Raw genomic sequence first — 14674 nt, 5'->3', positions numbered from 1 at the left:
GCGGCACATCAGGGAGACGGGCCCGGAGGAATCCGGCGCCCGTCTCCGGCGTTTGCCCCGGTGTACGGTCCGCACATCGGGCTGGAGGCGATCCCGGAGCCCGGGATCGCTACCATGGGGTCTCCGGAGCCTGACCGGGGGACCCGGTATCGCGCACGAGGAGTCCTCTTGCCAGACGAGGCCCAGCCACTGACCGCCGCCGAGCGCGAGTCCGCCTCGGCGCACGCGGCCGAGCCCGCGCCGCACGCGAAGCACGACACTCGCGGGCACACCCAGGCCGCGCCCGTCGGCAAGTCGGCCGAGCCCTCGCGCCCCAAGCCGGCCCCGCCCGAGGGCCCCGCGCACACCCCGGCCGTACGGCCCGCCGCCGGGCAGCCCGCGCGCTCCGGATCCTCCAACCGCGTCCGCGCCCGTCTCGCCCGCCTCGGCGTCCAGCGCGCGAACCCGTACAACCCGGTTCTGGAGCCGCTGCTGCGGATAGTGCGCAGCAACGACCCGAAGATCGAGAACTCGACGCTGCGCCAGATCGAGCGCGCCTACCAGGTCGCCGAGCGCTGGCACCGGGGCCAGAAGCGCAAGAGCGGCGACCCGTACATCACGCACCCCCTCGCCGTCACCACCATCCTCGCCGAGCTCGGCATGGACCCGGCCACGCTGATGGCCGGCCTGCTGCACGACACCGTCGAGGACACCGAGTACGGCCTGGACCAGCTGCGCCGCGACTTCGGCGACACCGTCGCCCTGCTCGTCGACGGCGTCACCAAGCTGGACAAGGTCAAGTTCGGCGAGGCCGCACAGGCCGAGACCGTGCGCAAGATGGTCGTCGCCATGGCCAAGGACCCGCGCGTCCTGGTCATCAAGCTCGCCGACCGCCTGCACAACATGCGCACCATGCGCTACCTCAAGCGCGAGAAGCAGGAGAAGAAGGCGCGCGAGACGCTGGAGATCTACGCGCCGCTCGCCCACCGCCTGGGCATGAACACCATCAAGTGGGAGCTGGAGGACCTCGCCTTCGCGATCCTCTACCCCAAGATGTACGACGAGATCGTCCGCCTGGTCGCCGAACGCGCCCCCAAGCGCGACGAGTACCTCGCGATCGTCACCGACGAGGTCCAGGCCGACCTGCGCGCCGCCCGCATCAAGGCGACCGTCACCGGCCGCCCGAAGCACTACTACAGCGTCTACCAGAAGATGATCGTCCGCGGCCGTGACTTCGCGGAGATCTACGACCTCGTGGGCATCCGTGTCCTGGTCGACACGGTCCGTGACTGCTATGCCGCCCTCGGCACCGTGCACGCGCGATGGAACCCGGTCCCCGGCCGGTTCAAGGACTACATCGCGATGCCGAAGTTCAACATGTACCAGTCGCTGCACACGACGGTCATCGGCCCCAACGGCAAGCCGGTCGAGCTGCAGATCCGCACCTTCGACATGCACCGCCGCGCCGAGTACGGCATCGCCGCGCACTGGAAGTACAAGCAGGAGGCCGTCGCCGGCGCCTCCAAGGTACGCACGGACGCACCGAAGCCCACCGGCAAGGCCGGCAAGGACACGGCCGCCATCAACGACATGGCGTGGCTGCGGCAGTTGCTGGACTGGCAGAAGGAGACCGAGGATCCCGGCGAGTTCCTCGAATCGCTGCGCTTCGACCTCTCCCGCAACGAGGTCTTCGTCTTCACGCCCAAGGGCGACGTCATAGCGCTCCCGGCCGGCGCCACCCCCGTGGACTTCGCCTACGCGGTCCACACGGAGGTCGGCCACCGCACCATAGGAGCCCGCGTCAACGGCCGCCTGGTACCGCTGGAGTCCACCCTGGACAACGGTGACCTGGTGGAGGTCTTCACCTCCAAGGCGACCGGCGCCGGCCCCTCCCGCGACTGGCTCGGCTTCGTCAAGTCGCCGCGTGCCCGCAACAAGATCCGGGCGTGGTTCTCCAAGGAACGCCGCGACGAGGCGATCGAGCAGGGCAAGGACGCCATCGTCCGCGCGATGCGCAAGCAGAACCTGCCGATCCAGCGCATCCTCACCGGCGACTCGCTCGTCACCCTGGCGCACGAGATGCGCTACCCGGACATCTCCGCGCTCTACGCGGCGATCGGTGAGGGCCACGTCTCCGCGCAGAACGTCGTGCAGAAACTCGTCCAGGCCCTCGGCGGCGAGGAGGCCGCCACCGAGGAGATCGACGAGAGCGTGCCGCCGGCGCGCGGACGCGGCCGCAAGCGCCGCTCCAGCGCCGACCCGGGCGTCGTCGTCAAGGGTGTCGATGACGTGTGGGTCAAGCTGGCCCGCTGCTGCACGCCCGTACCCGGCGATCCGATCATCGGTTTCGTCACCCGCGGTAGCGGAGTATCGGTTCACCGCAGCGACTGCGTCAACGTGGAGTCACTGTCCCGCGAGCCCGAGCGGATCCTCGACGTCGAGTGGGCGCCCACCCAGTCCTCGGTCTTCCTGGTCGCCATCCAGGTCGAGGCGCTGGACCGCTCCCGGCTCCTCTCGGACGTCACACGGGTGCTGTCCGACCAGCACGTCAACATCCTCTCCGCGGCCGTCCAGACCTCCCGCGACCGCGTGGCCACCTCCCGGTTCACCTTCGAGATGGGCGACCCCAAGCACCTGGGCCACGTCCTGAAGGCCGTACGCGGCGTGGAGGGCGTCTACGACGTGTACCGGGTGACCTCGGCGCGCAGCAGGGCGTAGAGCGCCGCCAGGGCGCACAGGCGTCAGAAACCGGACGAGGGCTCCCGTACGGGAGCCCTCGCCTCGTGGGTGGCCGGAATCTGCTCTAGCCGCCGAACTCCTGCAGGCCCTTCAGAGCCTGGTCCAGGAGCGCCTGGCGGCCCTCCAGTTCCTTCTCGAGCTTGTCGGCCCTGGCCGTGTTGCCCTGGGCCCGTGCCTGCTCGATCTGGCCTCTCAGCTTGTCCACGGCGGCCTGGAGCTGACCGGTCAGACCCTCGGCACGCGCACGTGCCTCCGGGTTGGTCCGGCGCCACTCGGTCTCCTCGGCCTCCTGGATGGCCCGGTCGACCGTGTGCATCCGGCCCTCGACCCGGGGACGGGCGTCCCGCGGCACATGACCGATGGCCTCCCAGCGCTCGTTGATCGAGCGGAAGGCGGCCCGGGCGGCCTTCAGGTCCGTGATCGGCAGGAGCTTCTCGGCCTCCTCGGCCAGCTCCTCCTTGAGCTTCAGGTTCTCCGCCTGCTCGGCGTCCCGCTCGGCGAACACCGAACTGCGGGCGGCGAAGAAGACGTCCTGGGCGCCGCGGAAGCGGTTCCACAGGTCGTCCTCGTGCTCGCGCTGGGCGCGGCCCGCGGCCTTCCACTCCGTCATCAGCTCGCGGTAGCGGGCCGCCGTGGGGCCCCAGTCCGTCGAGTCCGACAGCGCCTCGGCCTCGGCGACCAGCCGCTCCTTGGTCTTGCGGGCCTCCTCGCGCTGCGCGTCCAGCTGCGCGAAGTGCGCCTTGCGCCGCTTGGAGAACGCCGACCGGGCGTGCGAGAAGCGGTGCCACAACTCGTCGTCGGACTTGCGGTCCAGCCGCGGCAACCCCTTCCAGGTGTCCACCAGCGCGCGCAACCGTTCACCGGCAGCCCGCCACTGATCGGACTGCGCGAGTTCCTCCGCCTCGGTGACCAGCGCCTCCTTGGCGTGCCGGGCCTCGTCGGCCTGCCGGGCGCGCTGCACCTTGCGCTGCTCGCGCCGCGATTCGACGGTCTCGACCAGCTTGTCCAGGCGGATGCGCAGCGCAGCCAGGTCGCCGACCGCGTGGTGCGCGTCCACCTGCTCCCGCAGGTGGTCGATGGCCGCCTGGGCGTCCTTCGCCGACAGGTCGGTGGTTTGCACTCGCTTCTCGAGGAGGCCGATCTCGACAACCAGGCCCTCGTACTTGCGCTCGAAGTAGGCCAGCGCCTCCTCGGGGGAGCCGGCCTGCCAGGAACCGACGACCTGCTCGCCGTCGGCCGTCCGCACGTACACGGTCCCCGTCTCGTCGACGCGGCCCCACGGGTCGCTGCTCACAGCGCCTCCTCCACATGATGCCGGCGAGGGGGCTTCGAAGCTCCCCCGGGCATCGTCCACAGTTTCGTCACGGCCAACATAGGCGACCAGCGGGTTGCCTGTCCGCATCCAGCGCGACCGAAGTTTCGCAGTTGACGGTCAGGATTTCGTGACCGTGGCCCTGTTGATCACGACCGTCGCGTTCGGCGCTCCGTCGCCGCCGCCGGTGTTCTCGCCCGCGGTGGCGATCTTCTTCAGCACCTTCAGTCCGGATTCGGAAATCGTACCGAACGGTGTGTAGTTGGGCGGGAGCTGACTGTCCTGGTAGACCAGGAAGAACTGGCTCCCTCCGGTGTGCTTCTGCCCGGTGTTCGCCATCGCCACCGTGCCCGCCGGGTACACGTTGCCCTTCAGGCTTTTGTCCTTGAGGTTCTCGTCGGGGATCGTGTACCCGGGACCGCCACTGCCCGTGCCCGTCGGGTCGCCGCACTGCAGCACGTAGATGTTCCGGGTGGTGAGCCGGTGGCACTTGGTGTGGTCGAAGAAGCCCTTGCCGGCGAGGAACCCGAAGGAGTTCACGGTGTGCGGCGCGGCCGCCGCCTTCATGGCCACGTCGATCTCGCCGCACGTCGTCGCGAGCTTCATCGTGTAGTTCGCCGACGCGTCGATCGTCATCGCCGGCTCCGTCTTCCAGCTCAGCTTCTGCACCGAGCCCGCGGCCGGCTTCCCGCACGGGTCCGGCGCCTTGCTGGGGGCCGAGGCGCTGGGCGTGACGTCCGCGCTCGTGTTGGTCTTGCCGTTCTTGTCGTTCTTGAGGACCCCGGTCGTGTACAGCGCGACACTGCCGATGACGACCACGCCCAGCACCGACGCGATCACGGAGTTGCGCATGCGTGCCTTGCGCCGCGCGGCGGTGCGCCGCTGCTGCTGCCGCAAGAACTTCTCCCGGGCGAGCTGACGCCGCCGCTGCTCCTGGGTGACCACCGGGTTCTCTCCTCATGCGTCTGATGTGTCGACCGGTACACATGCGTCCTGTGGGTCGACCGCCTGCGTGTGCCCCGTACCGTATATGGGTTCGCTGAGGATCCGGCAGCGCCGGTAGGCTCTGACGACAGTTGCAGCCGCCCGTATCGACACAACGAAGGACGATCGTGCTCATTGCCGGGTTCCCCGCCGGGGCCTGGGGGACGAACTGCTACCTCGTCGCCCCCGCCGCCGGTGAGGAGTGCGTGATCATCGACCCCGGCCACCAGGCCGCCGAAGGCGTCGAGGAAGCACTGAAGAAGCATCGGCTCAAGCCCGTCGCCGTCGTTCTCACCCACGGCCACATCGACCATGTGGCCTCGGTCGTCCCGGTCTGCGGCGCGCACGGCGTACCGGCCTGGATCCACCCGGCCGACCGGTACATGATGAGCGACCCCGGGAAGGCCCTGGGCCGCTCCATCGGGATGCCGCTGATGGGCGAGCTGACCGTGGGGGAGCCGGACGACGTCAGGGCACTGGCCGACGGGGCGCGGCTGGAGCTGGCCGGCCTGGAGTTCTCCGTCGCGCACGCGCCCGGCCATACCAAGGGGTCGGTGACCTTCCGGATGCCCGAGGCCGCGGACGTCCCGTCGGTCTTCTTCTCCGGGGATCTGCTCTTCGCCGGCTCCATCGGACGCACCGACCTGCCCGGCGGTGACATGGCCGAGATGCTCGACTCGCTGGCCCGCGTGTGCCTGCCGCTCGAGGACTCGACCGTGGTGCTGTCCGGCCACGGCCCCCAGACGACCATCGGCCAGGAGCGCGCCACCAACCCCTATCTGCGGCAGGTGGCCGCCGGCCTGGGAGCCTCGGAAGCTCCCCGACGAGGAATGTGACGAGTAACTTCGTGAGCACCTTCAAGGCCCCCAAGGGCACGTACGACCTGATCCCGCCGGACTCCGCCAGGTACCTGGCGGTCCGCGAGGCGATCGCCGCCCCGCTGCGCAACTCCGGCTACGGCTACATCGAGACACCCGGCTTCGAGAGCGTGGAGCTGTTCGCCCGCGGGGTCGGCGAGTCCACCGACATCGTGACCAAGGAGATGTACGCCTTCGAGACCAAGGGCGGCGACCGGCTCGCCCTGCGTCCCGAGGGCACCGCCTCCGTGCTGCGCGCCGCCCTGGAGGCCAACCTGCACAAGGCGGGCAACCTGCCGGTCAAGCTCTGGTACTCCGGCTCCTACTACCGCTACGAGCGCCCGCAGAAGGGCCGTTACCGCCACTTCTCCCAGGTCGGCGCGGAGGCGATCGGCGCCGAGGACCCCGCCCTCGACGCCGAGCTGATCATCCTGGCCGACCAGGCGTACCGCTCGCTGGGCCTGCGCAACTTCCGCATCCTGCTCAACAGCCTGGGCGACAAGGAGTGCCGTCCGGTCTACCGGGCCGCCCTGCAGGACTTCCTGCGTGGCCTGGACCTGGACGAGGACACCCTGCGCCGGGCGGAGATCAACCCCCTGCGGGTGCTCGACGACAAGCGTCCGGACGTGCAGAAGCAGCTGACCGAGGCCCCGCTGCTGCGGGACTACCTGTGCGACGCGTGCAAGGCGTACCACGAGGAGGTCCGCGAGCTGATCACCGCGGCGGGCGTCTCCTTCGAGGACGACCCCAAGCTGGTGCGCGGCCTGGACTACTACACGCGCACCACCTTCGAGTTCGTCCACGACGGTCTGGGCTCCCAGTCCGCGGTGGGCGGCGGCGGCCGCTACGACGGCCTGTCCGAGATGATCGGCGGTCCCGCGCTGCCCTCGGTGGGCTGGGCGCTGGGCGTGGACCGTACCGTCCTGGCCCTGGAGGCGGAGGGCGTCGAGCTCCAACTCCCCGCCACCACCAGCGTGTTCGCGGTCCCGCTCGGCGAGGACGCGCGTCGTGTCCTGTTCGCGAAGGTCACCGATCTGCGCAAGGTCGGCATCGCCGCCGACTTCTCCTACGGCCACAAGGGCCTCAAGGGCGCCATGAAGAACGCCAACCGCAGCGGCGCCCGCTACACCCTGGTCGCCGGCGAACGCGACCTCGCCGAGGGTGTCGTCCAGCTCAAGGACATGGAGTCCGGCGAGCAGACGGCGATCGGCGTGAACGAGATCGTGGCGGAACTGGAGTCGCGGCTCGGCTGAGCCGCCGGGAGAGCCGCCGGGTGCCGTGCACGGCACCCGGCGTACTTCGTCTCCGGACGGTCCGGCCCGGCGCCCGGCCCGGCCCGTTGCGCGCACCTGCACGCGCACCTGCACACGCACGCGCCTGCTCCGGGCCGGCGCGGGTACGGGCAGTGGCGGGCGAAGTGCCGTGCGGCCGCGTGGAGCGTCGACGCCGCGGACCGTCAACCGTGCGGGTTCGATTCGTCCTGCCGGAGGATTCCGACTCCGGCGCACGGGCGCCACGCGCGCGTGCCGGGTCGCCGGGTCTGCGACCTGGGACCGACGCCCCGTCCGCGTCCCTGGAAGAGCTGCCCCGGAGGATCTCCGCCGTGGTGCCCATGCCTGCGCCGGGGGACCCGAGCAGGCCGGAGACCTCGCCTTTCGCGATGCCGAGGTCGATGCCGCCGACGGCGGGTGACGTCTCCGTACCGCTTGCGCGGTCCCCGTACGCGCACCGCGCGCTCGTTCGCCGTCGTGTTCCGATCATTGTCCGGAACCGAACGTCCGGGGACGACCGTGCGTATCTCCTTGTGTCCACCGGACGGTGGACACGGGTGGGTGTGCGGCACAATGGCCGTGCCCGAAGAAGGCCCGACTCACAAGTGACGGAATCGGCGTGATGAGCAAGACGACAGTCAAAGACGTCTCCACGGAGCCCGAACCCGAGCACGCGGTCCAGGGGCCGCGGACGGTTGGCGGCAGCCGGGCCTTCGCCCTGCTGCTGGTGATCACCGGCGCGGCCGGACTGCTGGCCGCGTGGGTCATCACGATCGACAAGCAGAAGATCCTCGAGGGCAAGCTCAGCGGCAAGACCTTCACCCCGAGCTGCAGCCTCAACCCGATCGTGTCCTGCGGCAGCGTCATGGAGAGCAAGCAGGCCGCCGTCTTCGGATTCCCGAACCCGCTGCTCGGCCTGGTCTGCTACGGCATCGTGATCTGCGTCGGCATGAGCCTGCTCGCCCGCGCCACCTTCCCGCGCTGGTACTGGCTGACCTTCAACTTCGGCACGCTGTTCGGTGTCTGCTTCGTCACCTGGCTGCAGTTCGAGTCGCTGTACCGGATCAACGCGCTGTGCCTGTGGTGCTCGCTGGCCTGGGTCGCCACGATCACCATGTTCTGGTACGTGACCTCGTTCAACGTCCGCAACGACTTCCTCCCCGCCCCGCGCCCGGTGAAGAACTTCCTCTCCGAGTTCACGTGGGTGCTCCCGGTCACGCACTGCGGTGTGATCGCCATGCTGATCTTCACCCGCTGGGGCAGCACCCTCTGGGCCTGATCCGGGACCGGGGCCCCGGGCCCCACCGGCGCCGGCTTCGTTGTCAGTGGCGTGCCATAGGGTTTCGGCGTGGAGTCCGACCTGTTCACCGCCGCGAGCGAAGAACGCCAGGAGAAAGACCCGGCCGCAAGCCCCCTGGCGGTCCGGATGCGCCCGCGCACCCTCGACGAGGTGGTGGGCCAGCAGCACCTGCTCAAGCCCGGCTCGCCCCTGCGCCGGCTGGTCGGTGAGGGCGCGGGTGGCCCCGCGGGACCCTCCTCGGTGATCCTCTGGGGCCCGCCCGGCACCGGCAAGACCACCCTCGCCCATGTCGTCTCCAGGGCCACGGACAAGCGCTTCGTGGAGCTGTCGGCGATCACCGCGGGCGTCAAGGAGGTGCGCGCGGTCATCGACGGCGCCCGCCGCGCCTCCGGCGGGTACGGCAAGGAGACCGTCCTCTTCCTCGACGAGATCCACCGCTTCAGCAAGGCCCAGCAGGACTCCCTGCTCCCGGCGGTCGAGAACCGCTGGGTGACCCTGATCGCGGCCACCACGGAGAACCCGTACTTCTCGGTGATCTCCCCGCTGCTCTCCCGCTCCCTCCTGCTCACCCTCGAACCGCTCACCGACGACGACGTCCGCGGTCTGCTGCGCCGCGCGCTCACCGGCGAGCGCGGCCTGAAGGGGGCCGTGGCGCTCCCCGAGGGCACCGAGGCCCACCTGGTGCGCATCGCCGGCGGCGACGCCCGCCGCGCGCTGACCGCCCTGGAGGCCGCCGCCGGTGCCGCGCTCGACAAGGGCGAGAGCGAGATCGCCCTGACGACGCTGGAGGAGACCGTCGACCGGGCCGCGGTGAAGTACGACCGCGACGGCGACCAGCACTACGACGTCGCCAGCGCCCTGATCAAGTCCATCCGCGGCTCCGACGTGGACGCCGCGCTGCACTACCTGGCCCGCATGATCGAGGCCGGCGAGGACCCCCGCTTCATCGCCCGCCGCCTGATGATCTCCGCCAGCGAGGACATCGGCCTGGCCGACCCGGGCGCGCTGCCGATCGCGGTGGCCGCCGCCCAGGCCGTCGCCATGATCGGCTTTCCCGAGGCGGCCCTCACCCTCAGCCACGCCACCATCGCCCTCGCGCTGGCCCCCAAGTCCAACTCCGCGACCACGGCCATCGGCGCCGCCCTGGAGGACGTACGCAAGGGACTGGCCGGGGCCGTGCCGCCCCATCTGCGCGACGGGCACTACAAGGGCGCGGCCAAGCTCGGACACGCGCAGGGTTACGTCTACCCGCACGACCTGCCCGAGGGCATCGCCGCCCAGCAGTACGCACCGGACGCCCTCAAGGACCGCGAGTACTACACCCCGGGCAGACACGGGGCCGAGGCGAGGTACGCCGACGCGGTGGAGTGGACCCGCAAGCACCTCGGTCGAAAGCGGTCCTGAGCACCCTGTAAACTTCCTCGAAGTGCTGAGTCCCGTGTCCGGCGCCTCGCAAGAGGGACCGGACGCCACCAGAGCGGGACATCCAGCCGGAACCCCACCGCCCCGGGGCGGCGGGGATCCAGGAGCGTCGCGCACCGTCGAACGGTGTCGTGGGCAGCCCACCACCACCCGGAGCTCCGGGCGCGGTCGGTGGGCCACTCGCGTGCTGCACGTATGTGCCCAGACCAGGGGAACGGCTGCCCCGCAGGTCCCATGCGGACCCGCAGGGTTTCCCCGGCTGCGGATGCGACCTCCCCTAACCCTGGTGAAGCCGTATTCGCACAGAAAACACGAGGTGTCGGTTCCATGGCGAACCAGTCCCGCCCCAAGGTCAAGAAGTCGCGTGCCCTCGGCATCGCGCTGACCCCGAAGGCCGTCAAGTACTTCGAGGCCCGCCCCTACCCGCCGGGTGAGCACGGCCGCGGCCGCAAGCAGAACTCGGACTACAAGGTCCGTCTGCTCGAGAAGCAGCGTCTGCGCGCGCAGTACGACGTGTCCGAGCGCCAGCTCGTCCGCGCCTACGAGCGTGCCTCCAAGGTCCAGGGCAAGACCGGTGAGGCCCTGATCATCGAGCTCGAGCGCCGTCTCGACGCGCTGGTCCTGCGTTCGGGCATCGCCCGCACGATCTACCAGGCCCGCCAGATGGTCGTCCACGGCCACATCCAGGTCAACGGCCAGAAGGTCGACAAGCCGTCCTACCGCGTGCGTCCGGACGACGTCATCCAGGTCCGCGACCGCAGCAAGGACAAGACGCTTTTCCAGATCGCCCGTGAGGGCGGCTTCGCCCCCGAGGGCGAGACCCCCCGCTACCTGCAGGTGAACCTCAAGGCCCTGGCGTTCCGCCTGGACCGTGAGCCGAACCGCAAGGAGATCCCGGTGATCTGCGACGAGCAGCTCGTCGTCGAGTACTACGCCCGCTGATCACCGGCAGGTCGTAGCACACCGCACGTCAGCCCGCCGTCTCCCCGCCCTTCCGGGTGGGCGAGCCGGCGGGCTGACGCGTCTTCACGGCCCCCGGCACCGGCCCGAACGGCGTGCCGTGGCCTCGCAGCCGTGGTGGCGAACCAGGGCCGGGCGCGGGATCGCCACACACCTGCGCACCGGGGTTCGGCGCGCGGGATCCGGAACGTACTGGACCGTCATCGCACCGTGCCGTCGCGTCGCGCCTCTCAGACCCGCGCGAGCGGTAATCCGGTACGGAGCCCCACCCTTGGCGCGATAGGCTCGGTGCACTGATTCTTTTGGTTCCGATGTTCACTGCACGTTCAGGGAGCGGGTGCGCACAGTGTCCGGTGGAGAGGTGGCCGGGATCCTGGTGGCCGTGTTCTGGGCGATCCTGGTCTCCTTCCTCGCCGTCGCACTGACGAGGCTGGCCCAGACGCTCAGGGCGACCACCAAGCTCGTGGCGGACGTGACCGACCAGGCGGTTCCGCTGCTGGCCGACGCCTCCCAGGCGGTGCGCTCCGCGCAGACCCAGATCGACCGCGTCGACGCGATCGCCTCCGACGTCCAGGAGGTCACGTCCAACGCGTCCGCGCTGTCGACCACGGTCGCCTCCACCTTCGGCGGCCCCCTGGTCAAGGTCGCGGCCTTCGGCTACGGCGTGCGCCGGGCCCTCGGCGGCCGCAAGGCGGAGGACGTGCCCGTCGGAACCTCGAGGCGTACCGTGATCGTGGGCCGCACCGTCCCGGCCGCCCGGCGGGGGAAGCGGAACAACCGGGAGAAGTAAGGACTAGCGATGTTCCGCCGTACGTTCTGGTTCGGCACCGGTGTCGCCGCCGGTGTGTGGGCCACCACCAAGGTCAACCGCAAGCTGAGGCAGCTGACCCCCGAGAGTCTCGCAGCGACCGCGGCGAACAAGGCGCTCGAGGCCGGTCACCGCATCAAGGACCGCGCGGTCGGCTTCGCGCTCGACGTCCGCGACAACATGGCCCAGCGGGAGGCCGAACTCGGCGACGCGCTCGGCCTGAACGCACCCGTCGACAAGGAACTCCCCGCGCCCCGGCGGTACGCCGCCATCGAGAACCGCAACAACCCGAAGTACGTCGAGGACCCGACGTACCAGACGTACTCGCACAACCGGAATGAGGACCACTGATGGAGTCGGCTGAGATCCGCCGCCGCTGGCTGAGCTTCTTCGAGGAGCGCGGGCACACCGTCGTCCCTTCGGCGTCGCTCATCGCGGACGACCCGACTCTGCTCCTCGTCCCGGCCGGCATGGTGCCCTTCAAGCCCTACTTCCTGGGCGAGGTCAAGCCTCCGTACCCGCGCGCCACCAGCGTGCAGAAGTGCGTGCGCACGCCCGACATCGAAGAGGTCGGCAAGACCACGCGGCACGGCACGTTCTTCCAGATGTGCGGCAACTTCTCCTTCGGCGACTACTTCAAGGAAGGCGCCATCAAGTACGCCTGGGAGCTGCTCACCGCACCCCAGGACAAGGGCGGTTACGGTCTCGACCCCGAACGTCTGTGGATCACCGTCTACAAGGACGACGACGAGGCCGAGCAGATCTGGCACGAGGTCGTCGGCGTGCCCAAGGAGCGCATCCAGCGCCTGGGCATGAAGGACAACTTCTGGTCCATGGGCGTCCCCGGCCCGTGCGGCCCCTGCTCCGAGATCAACTACGACCGCGGCCCCGGGTTCGGCGTCGAGGGCGGCCCCGCCGTCAACGACGAGCGGTACGTGGAGATCTGGAACCTCGTCTTCATGCAGTACGAGCGGGGTGAGGGCATCGGCAAGGACAACTTCGAGATCCTGGGCGACCTGCCGAGCAAGAACATCGACACCGGTCTCGGCCTGGAACGCCTCGCCATGATTCTGCAGGACGTGCAGAACATGTACGAGATCGACACCTCCATGGCCGTGATCAAGAAGGCCACCGAGCTGACCGGGGTGGCCTACGGCGACGCCCACGACTCCGACGTCTCCCTGCGCGTGGTCACCGACCACATGCGCACGTCCGTGATGCTCATCGGCGACGGCGTCACCCCCGGCAACGAGGGCCGCGGCTACGTCCTGCGCCGCATCATGCGCCGCGCCATCCGCAACATGCGCCTGCTGGGCGCCACCGGCCCGGTCGTCAAGGACCTGATCGACGTCGTCATCGGCATGATGGGGCAGCAGTACCCGGAGCTGGTCACCGACCGCGAGCGCATCGAGAAGGTCGCCCTCGCCGAGGAGAACGCCTTCCTGAAGACGCTGAAGGCCGGTACCAACATCCTCGACACCGCCGTCACCGAGACCAAGGCCTCCGGCGGCGCGGTGCTCTCCGGCGACAAGGCCTTCCTGCTCCACGACACCTGGGGCTTCCCGATCGACCTCACCCTGGAGATGGCCGCCGAGCAGGGCCTCTCCGTGGACGAAGAGGGCTTCCGCCGCCTGATGAAGGAGCAGCGGGAGCGGGCCAAGGCCGACGCCCAGGCCAAGAAGACCGGCCACGCCGACCTCGGCGCCTACCGCGAGATCGCCGACAGTGCCGGCGAGACCGACTTCATCGGCTACACCGACACCGAGGGCGAGTCCACCATCGTCGGCATCCTCGTCGACGGCGTCTCCTCCCCGGCCGCCACCGAGGGCGACGAGGTCGAGGTCGTACTGGACCGCACCCCGTTCTACGCCGAGGGCGGCGGCCAGATCGGCGACACCGGCCGCATCAAGATCGACTCCGGCGCCGTCATCGAGGTCCGCGACTGCCAGAAGCCGGTCCCGGGCGTGTACGTCCACAAGGGCGTCGTCCAGGTCGGCGAGGTGACGGTCGGCGCCAAGGCCCAAGCCTCGATCGACGCCCGCCGCCGCAAGGCCATCGCCCGCGCCCACTCGGCCACGCACCTGACCCACCAGGCCCTGCGTGACGCCCTCGGCCCGACGGCCGCCCAGGCCGGTTCGGAGAACCAGCCCGGCCGCTTCCGCTTCGACTTCGGCTCCCCGTCCGCCGTCCCGACGGCCGTGATGACCGACGTCGAGCAGAAGATCAACGAGGTGCTCGCCCGCGACCTCGACGTGCGCGCCGATGTCATGGGCATCGACGAGGCCAGGAAGCAGGGGGCCATCGCCGAGTTCGGCGAGAAGTACGGCGAGCGGGTCCGCGTGGTCACCATCGGCGACTTCTCCAAGGAACTGTGCGGCGGTACGCACGTGCACAACACCGCCCAGCTGGGCCTGGTGAAGCTGCTCGGCGAGTCCTCGATCGGCTCGGGTGTGCGCCGTATCGAGGCACTGGTGGGCGTCGACGCCTACAACTTCCTCGCCCGTGAGCACACGGTCGTCGCCCAGCTCCAGGAGCTGATCAAGGGCCGCCCCGAGGAGCTTCCGGAGAAGGTCTCCGCCATGCTCGGCAAGCTGAAGGACGCCGAGAAGGAGATCGAGAAGTTCCGCGCCGAGAAGGTCCTGCAGGCCGCTGCCGGTCTCGCCGAGTCCGCCAAGGACGTCCGGGGCGTCGCCGTCGTCACGGGCCAGGTCCCGGACGGCACAACGCCGGACGACCTGCGCAGGCTGGTGCTCGACGTGCGTGGCCGCATCCAGGGCGGCCGGGCCGCCGTGGTCGCCCTCTTCGCGGTCACGGGCGGCAAGCCGCTGACCGTCATCGCCACCAACGAGGCCGCCCGTGAGCGCGGTCTGAAGGCGGGTGACCTGGTGCGCACCGCCGCCAAGACCCTCGGCGGCGGCGGTGGCGGCAAGCCGGACGTCGCCCAGGGCGGTGGCCAGAACCCGGCCGCCGTCGGCGACGCCGTCGACGCCGTCGAGCGGCTGGTCGCCGAGACCGCCAAGTGACGGTCGGGTAAGGAAACGG

The 14674-nt window shown here is 70.0% G+C and carries 11 protein-coding genes; 9 read left to right on the top strand and 2 right to left on the bottom strand.

Annotated elements, in window-relative coordinates; translation table 11 throughout:
- Positions 1-168: 168 nt before the first annotated feature.
- A complete protein-coding gene (locus tag ACH4UM_RS10405) occupies positions 169-2697 on the top strand; it encodes a RelA/SpoT family protein (protein WP_398176153.1) in 2529 nt (842 codons plus the stop codon).
- An 85-nt stretch (positions 2698-2782) separates the two neighbouring features.
- Here ACH4UM_RS10405 and ACH4UM_RS10400 read toward each other — a convergent pair whose 3' ends face one another.
- Both ACH4UM_RS10400 and ACH4UM_RS10395 read right to left on the bottom strand, forming a co-directional pair.
- Positions 2783-4012 (bottom strand): DUF349 domain-containing protein, encoded by a 1230-nt coding sequence (locus ACH4UM_RS10400; RefSeq protein ID WP_398176151.1) that lies wholly within the window; start codon positions 4010-4012, stop codon positions 2783-2785.
- A 138-nt stretch (positions 4013-4150) separates the two neighbouring features.
- Entirely contained in the window at positions 4151-4975 is an 825-nt protein-coding gene (locus ACH4UM_RS10395; RefSeq protein ID WP_398176149.1) for a peptidylprolyl isomerase, read from the bottom strand.
- 167 nt (positions 4976-5142) lie between these two features.
- Between ACH4UM_RS10395 and ACH4UM_RS10390 the strand changes: the two genes are divergently transcribed.
- The 8 genes from ACH4UM_RS10390 to alaS all read left to right on the top strand — a co-directional run bounded on the left by ACH4UM_RS10390 (position 5143) and on the right by alaS (position 14655).
- Positions 5143-5850 (top strand): MBL fold metallo-hydrolase, encoded by a 708-nt coding sequence (locus ACH4UM_RS10390; RefSeq protein WP_398176147.1) that lies wholly within the window; start codon positions 5143-5145, stop codon positions 5848-5850.
- Positions 5851-5861: 11 nt separating this feature from the next.
- Positions 5862-7124, top strand: coding sequence for a histidine--tRNA ligase (gene hisS, locus ACH4UM_RS10385; protein ID WP_398176145.1), 1263 nt, complete (start codon positions 5862-5864; stop codon positions 7122-7124).
- A gap of 640 nt (positions 7125-7764) precedes the next feature.
- Positions 7765-8421: a vitamin K epoxide reductase family protein gene (locus tag ACH4UM_RS10380; protein ID WP_398176143.1), complete on the top strand. Its 657-nt coding sequence runs from the start codon at positions 7765-7767 to the stop codon at positions 8419-8421.
- 69 nt (positions 8422-8490) lie between these two features.
- Entirely contained in the window at positions 8491-9846 is a 1356-nt protein-coding gene (locus tag ACH4UM_RS10375) for a replication-associated recombination protein A (RefSeq protein ID WP_398176141.1), read from the top strand.
- Positions 9847-10191: 345 nt separating this feature from the next.
- Positions 10192-10806: a 30S ribosomal protein S4 gene (rpsD, locus tag ACH4UM_RS10370; protein WP_398176139.1), complete on the top strand. Its 615-nt coding sequence runs from the start codon at positions 10192-10194 to the stop codon at positions 10804-10806.
- A gap of 355 nt (positions 10807-11161) precedes the next feature.
- Positions 11162-11614, top strand: a complete 453-nt coding sequence (locus tag ACH4UM_RS10365) for a DUF948 domain-containing protein (RefSeq protein WP_398176137.1) — start codon at positions 11162-11164, stop codon at positions 11612-11614.
- A 9-nt stretch (positions 11615-11623) separates the two neighbouring features.
- The gene (locus tag ACH4UM_RS10360) at positions 11624-11983 is read left to right on the top strand and encodes a hypothetical protein (RefSeq protein WP_398176135.1); all 360 of its coding nucleotides are present in this window, start codon (positions 11624-11626) and stop codon (positions 11981-11983) included.
- Positions 11983-14655, top strand: a complete 2673-nt coding sequence (alaS, locus tag ACH4UM_RS10355) for an alanine--tRNA ligase (protein ID WP_398176133.1) — start codon at positions 11983-11985, stop codon at positions 14653-14655. Before ACH4UM_RS10360 ends, alaS begins: the two co-directional genes overlap by 1 nt.
- The last annotated feature ends 19 nt before the right edge of the window (positions 14656-14674 follow it).

Origin of the sequence: Streptomyces sp. NPDC020801 (assembly GCF_044334385.1) — a bacterium.
Lineage (GTDB): Bacteria > Actinomycetota > Actinomycetes > Streptomycetales > Streptomycetaceae > Streptomyces.
This window is presented reverse-complemented; position numbering and strand designations above follow the sequence as displayed.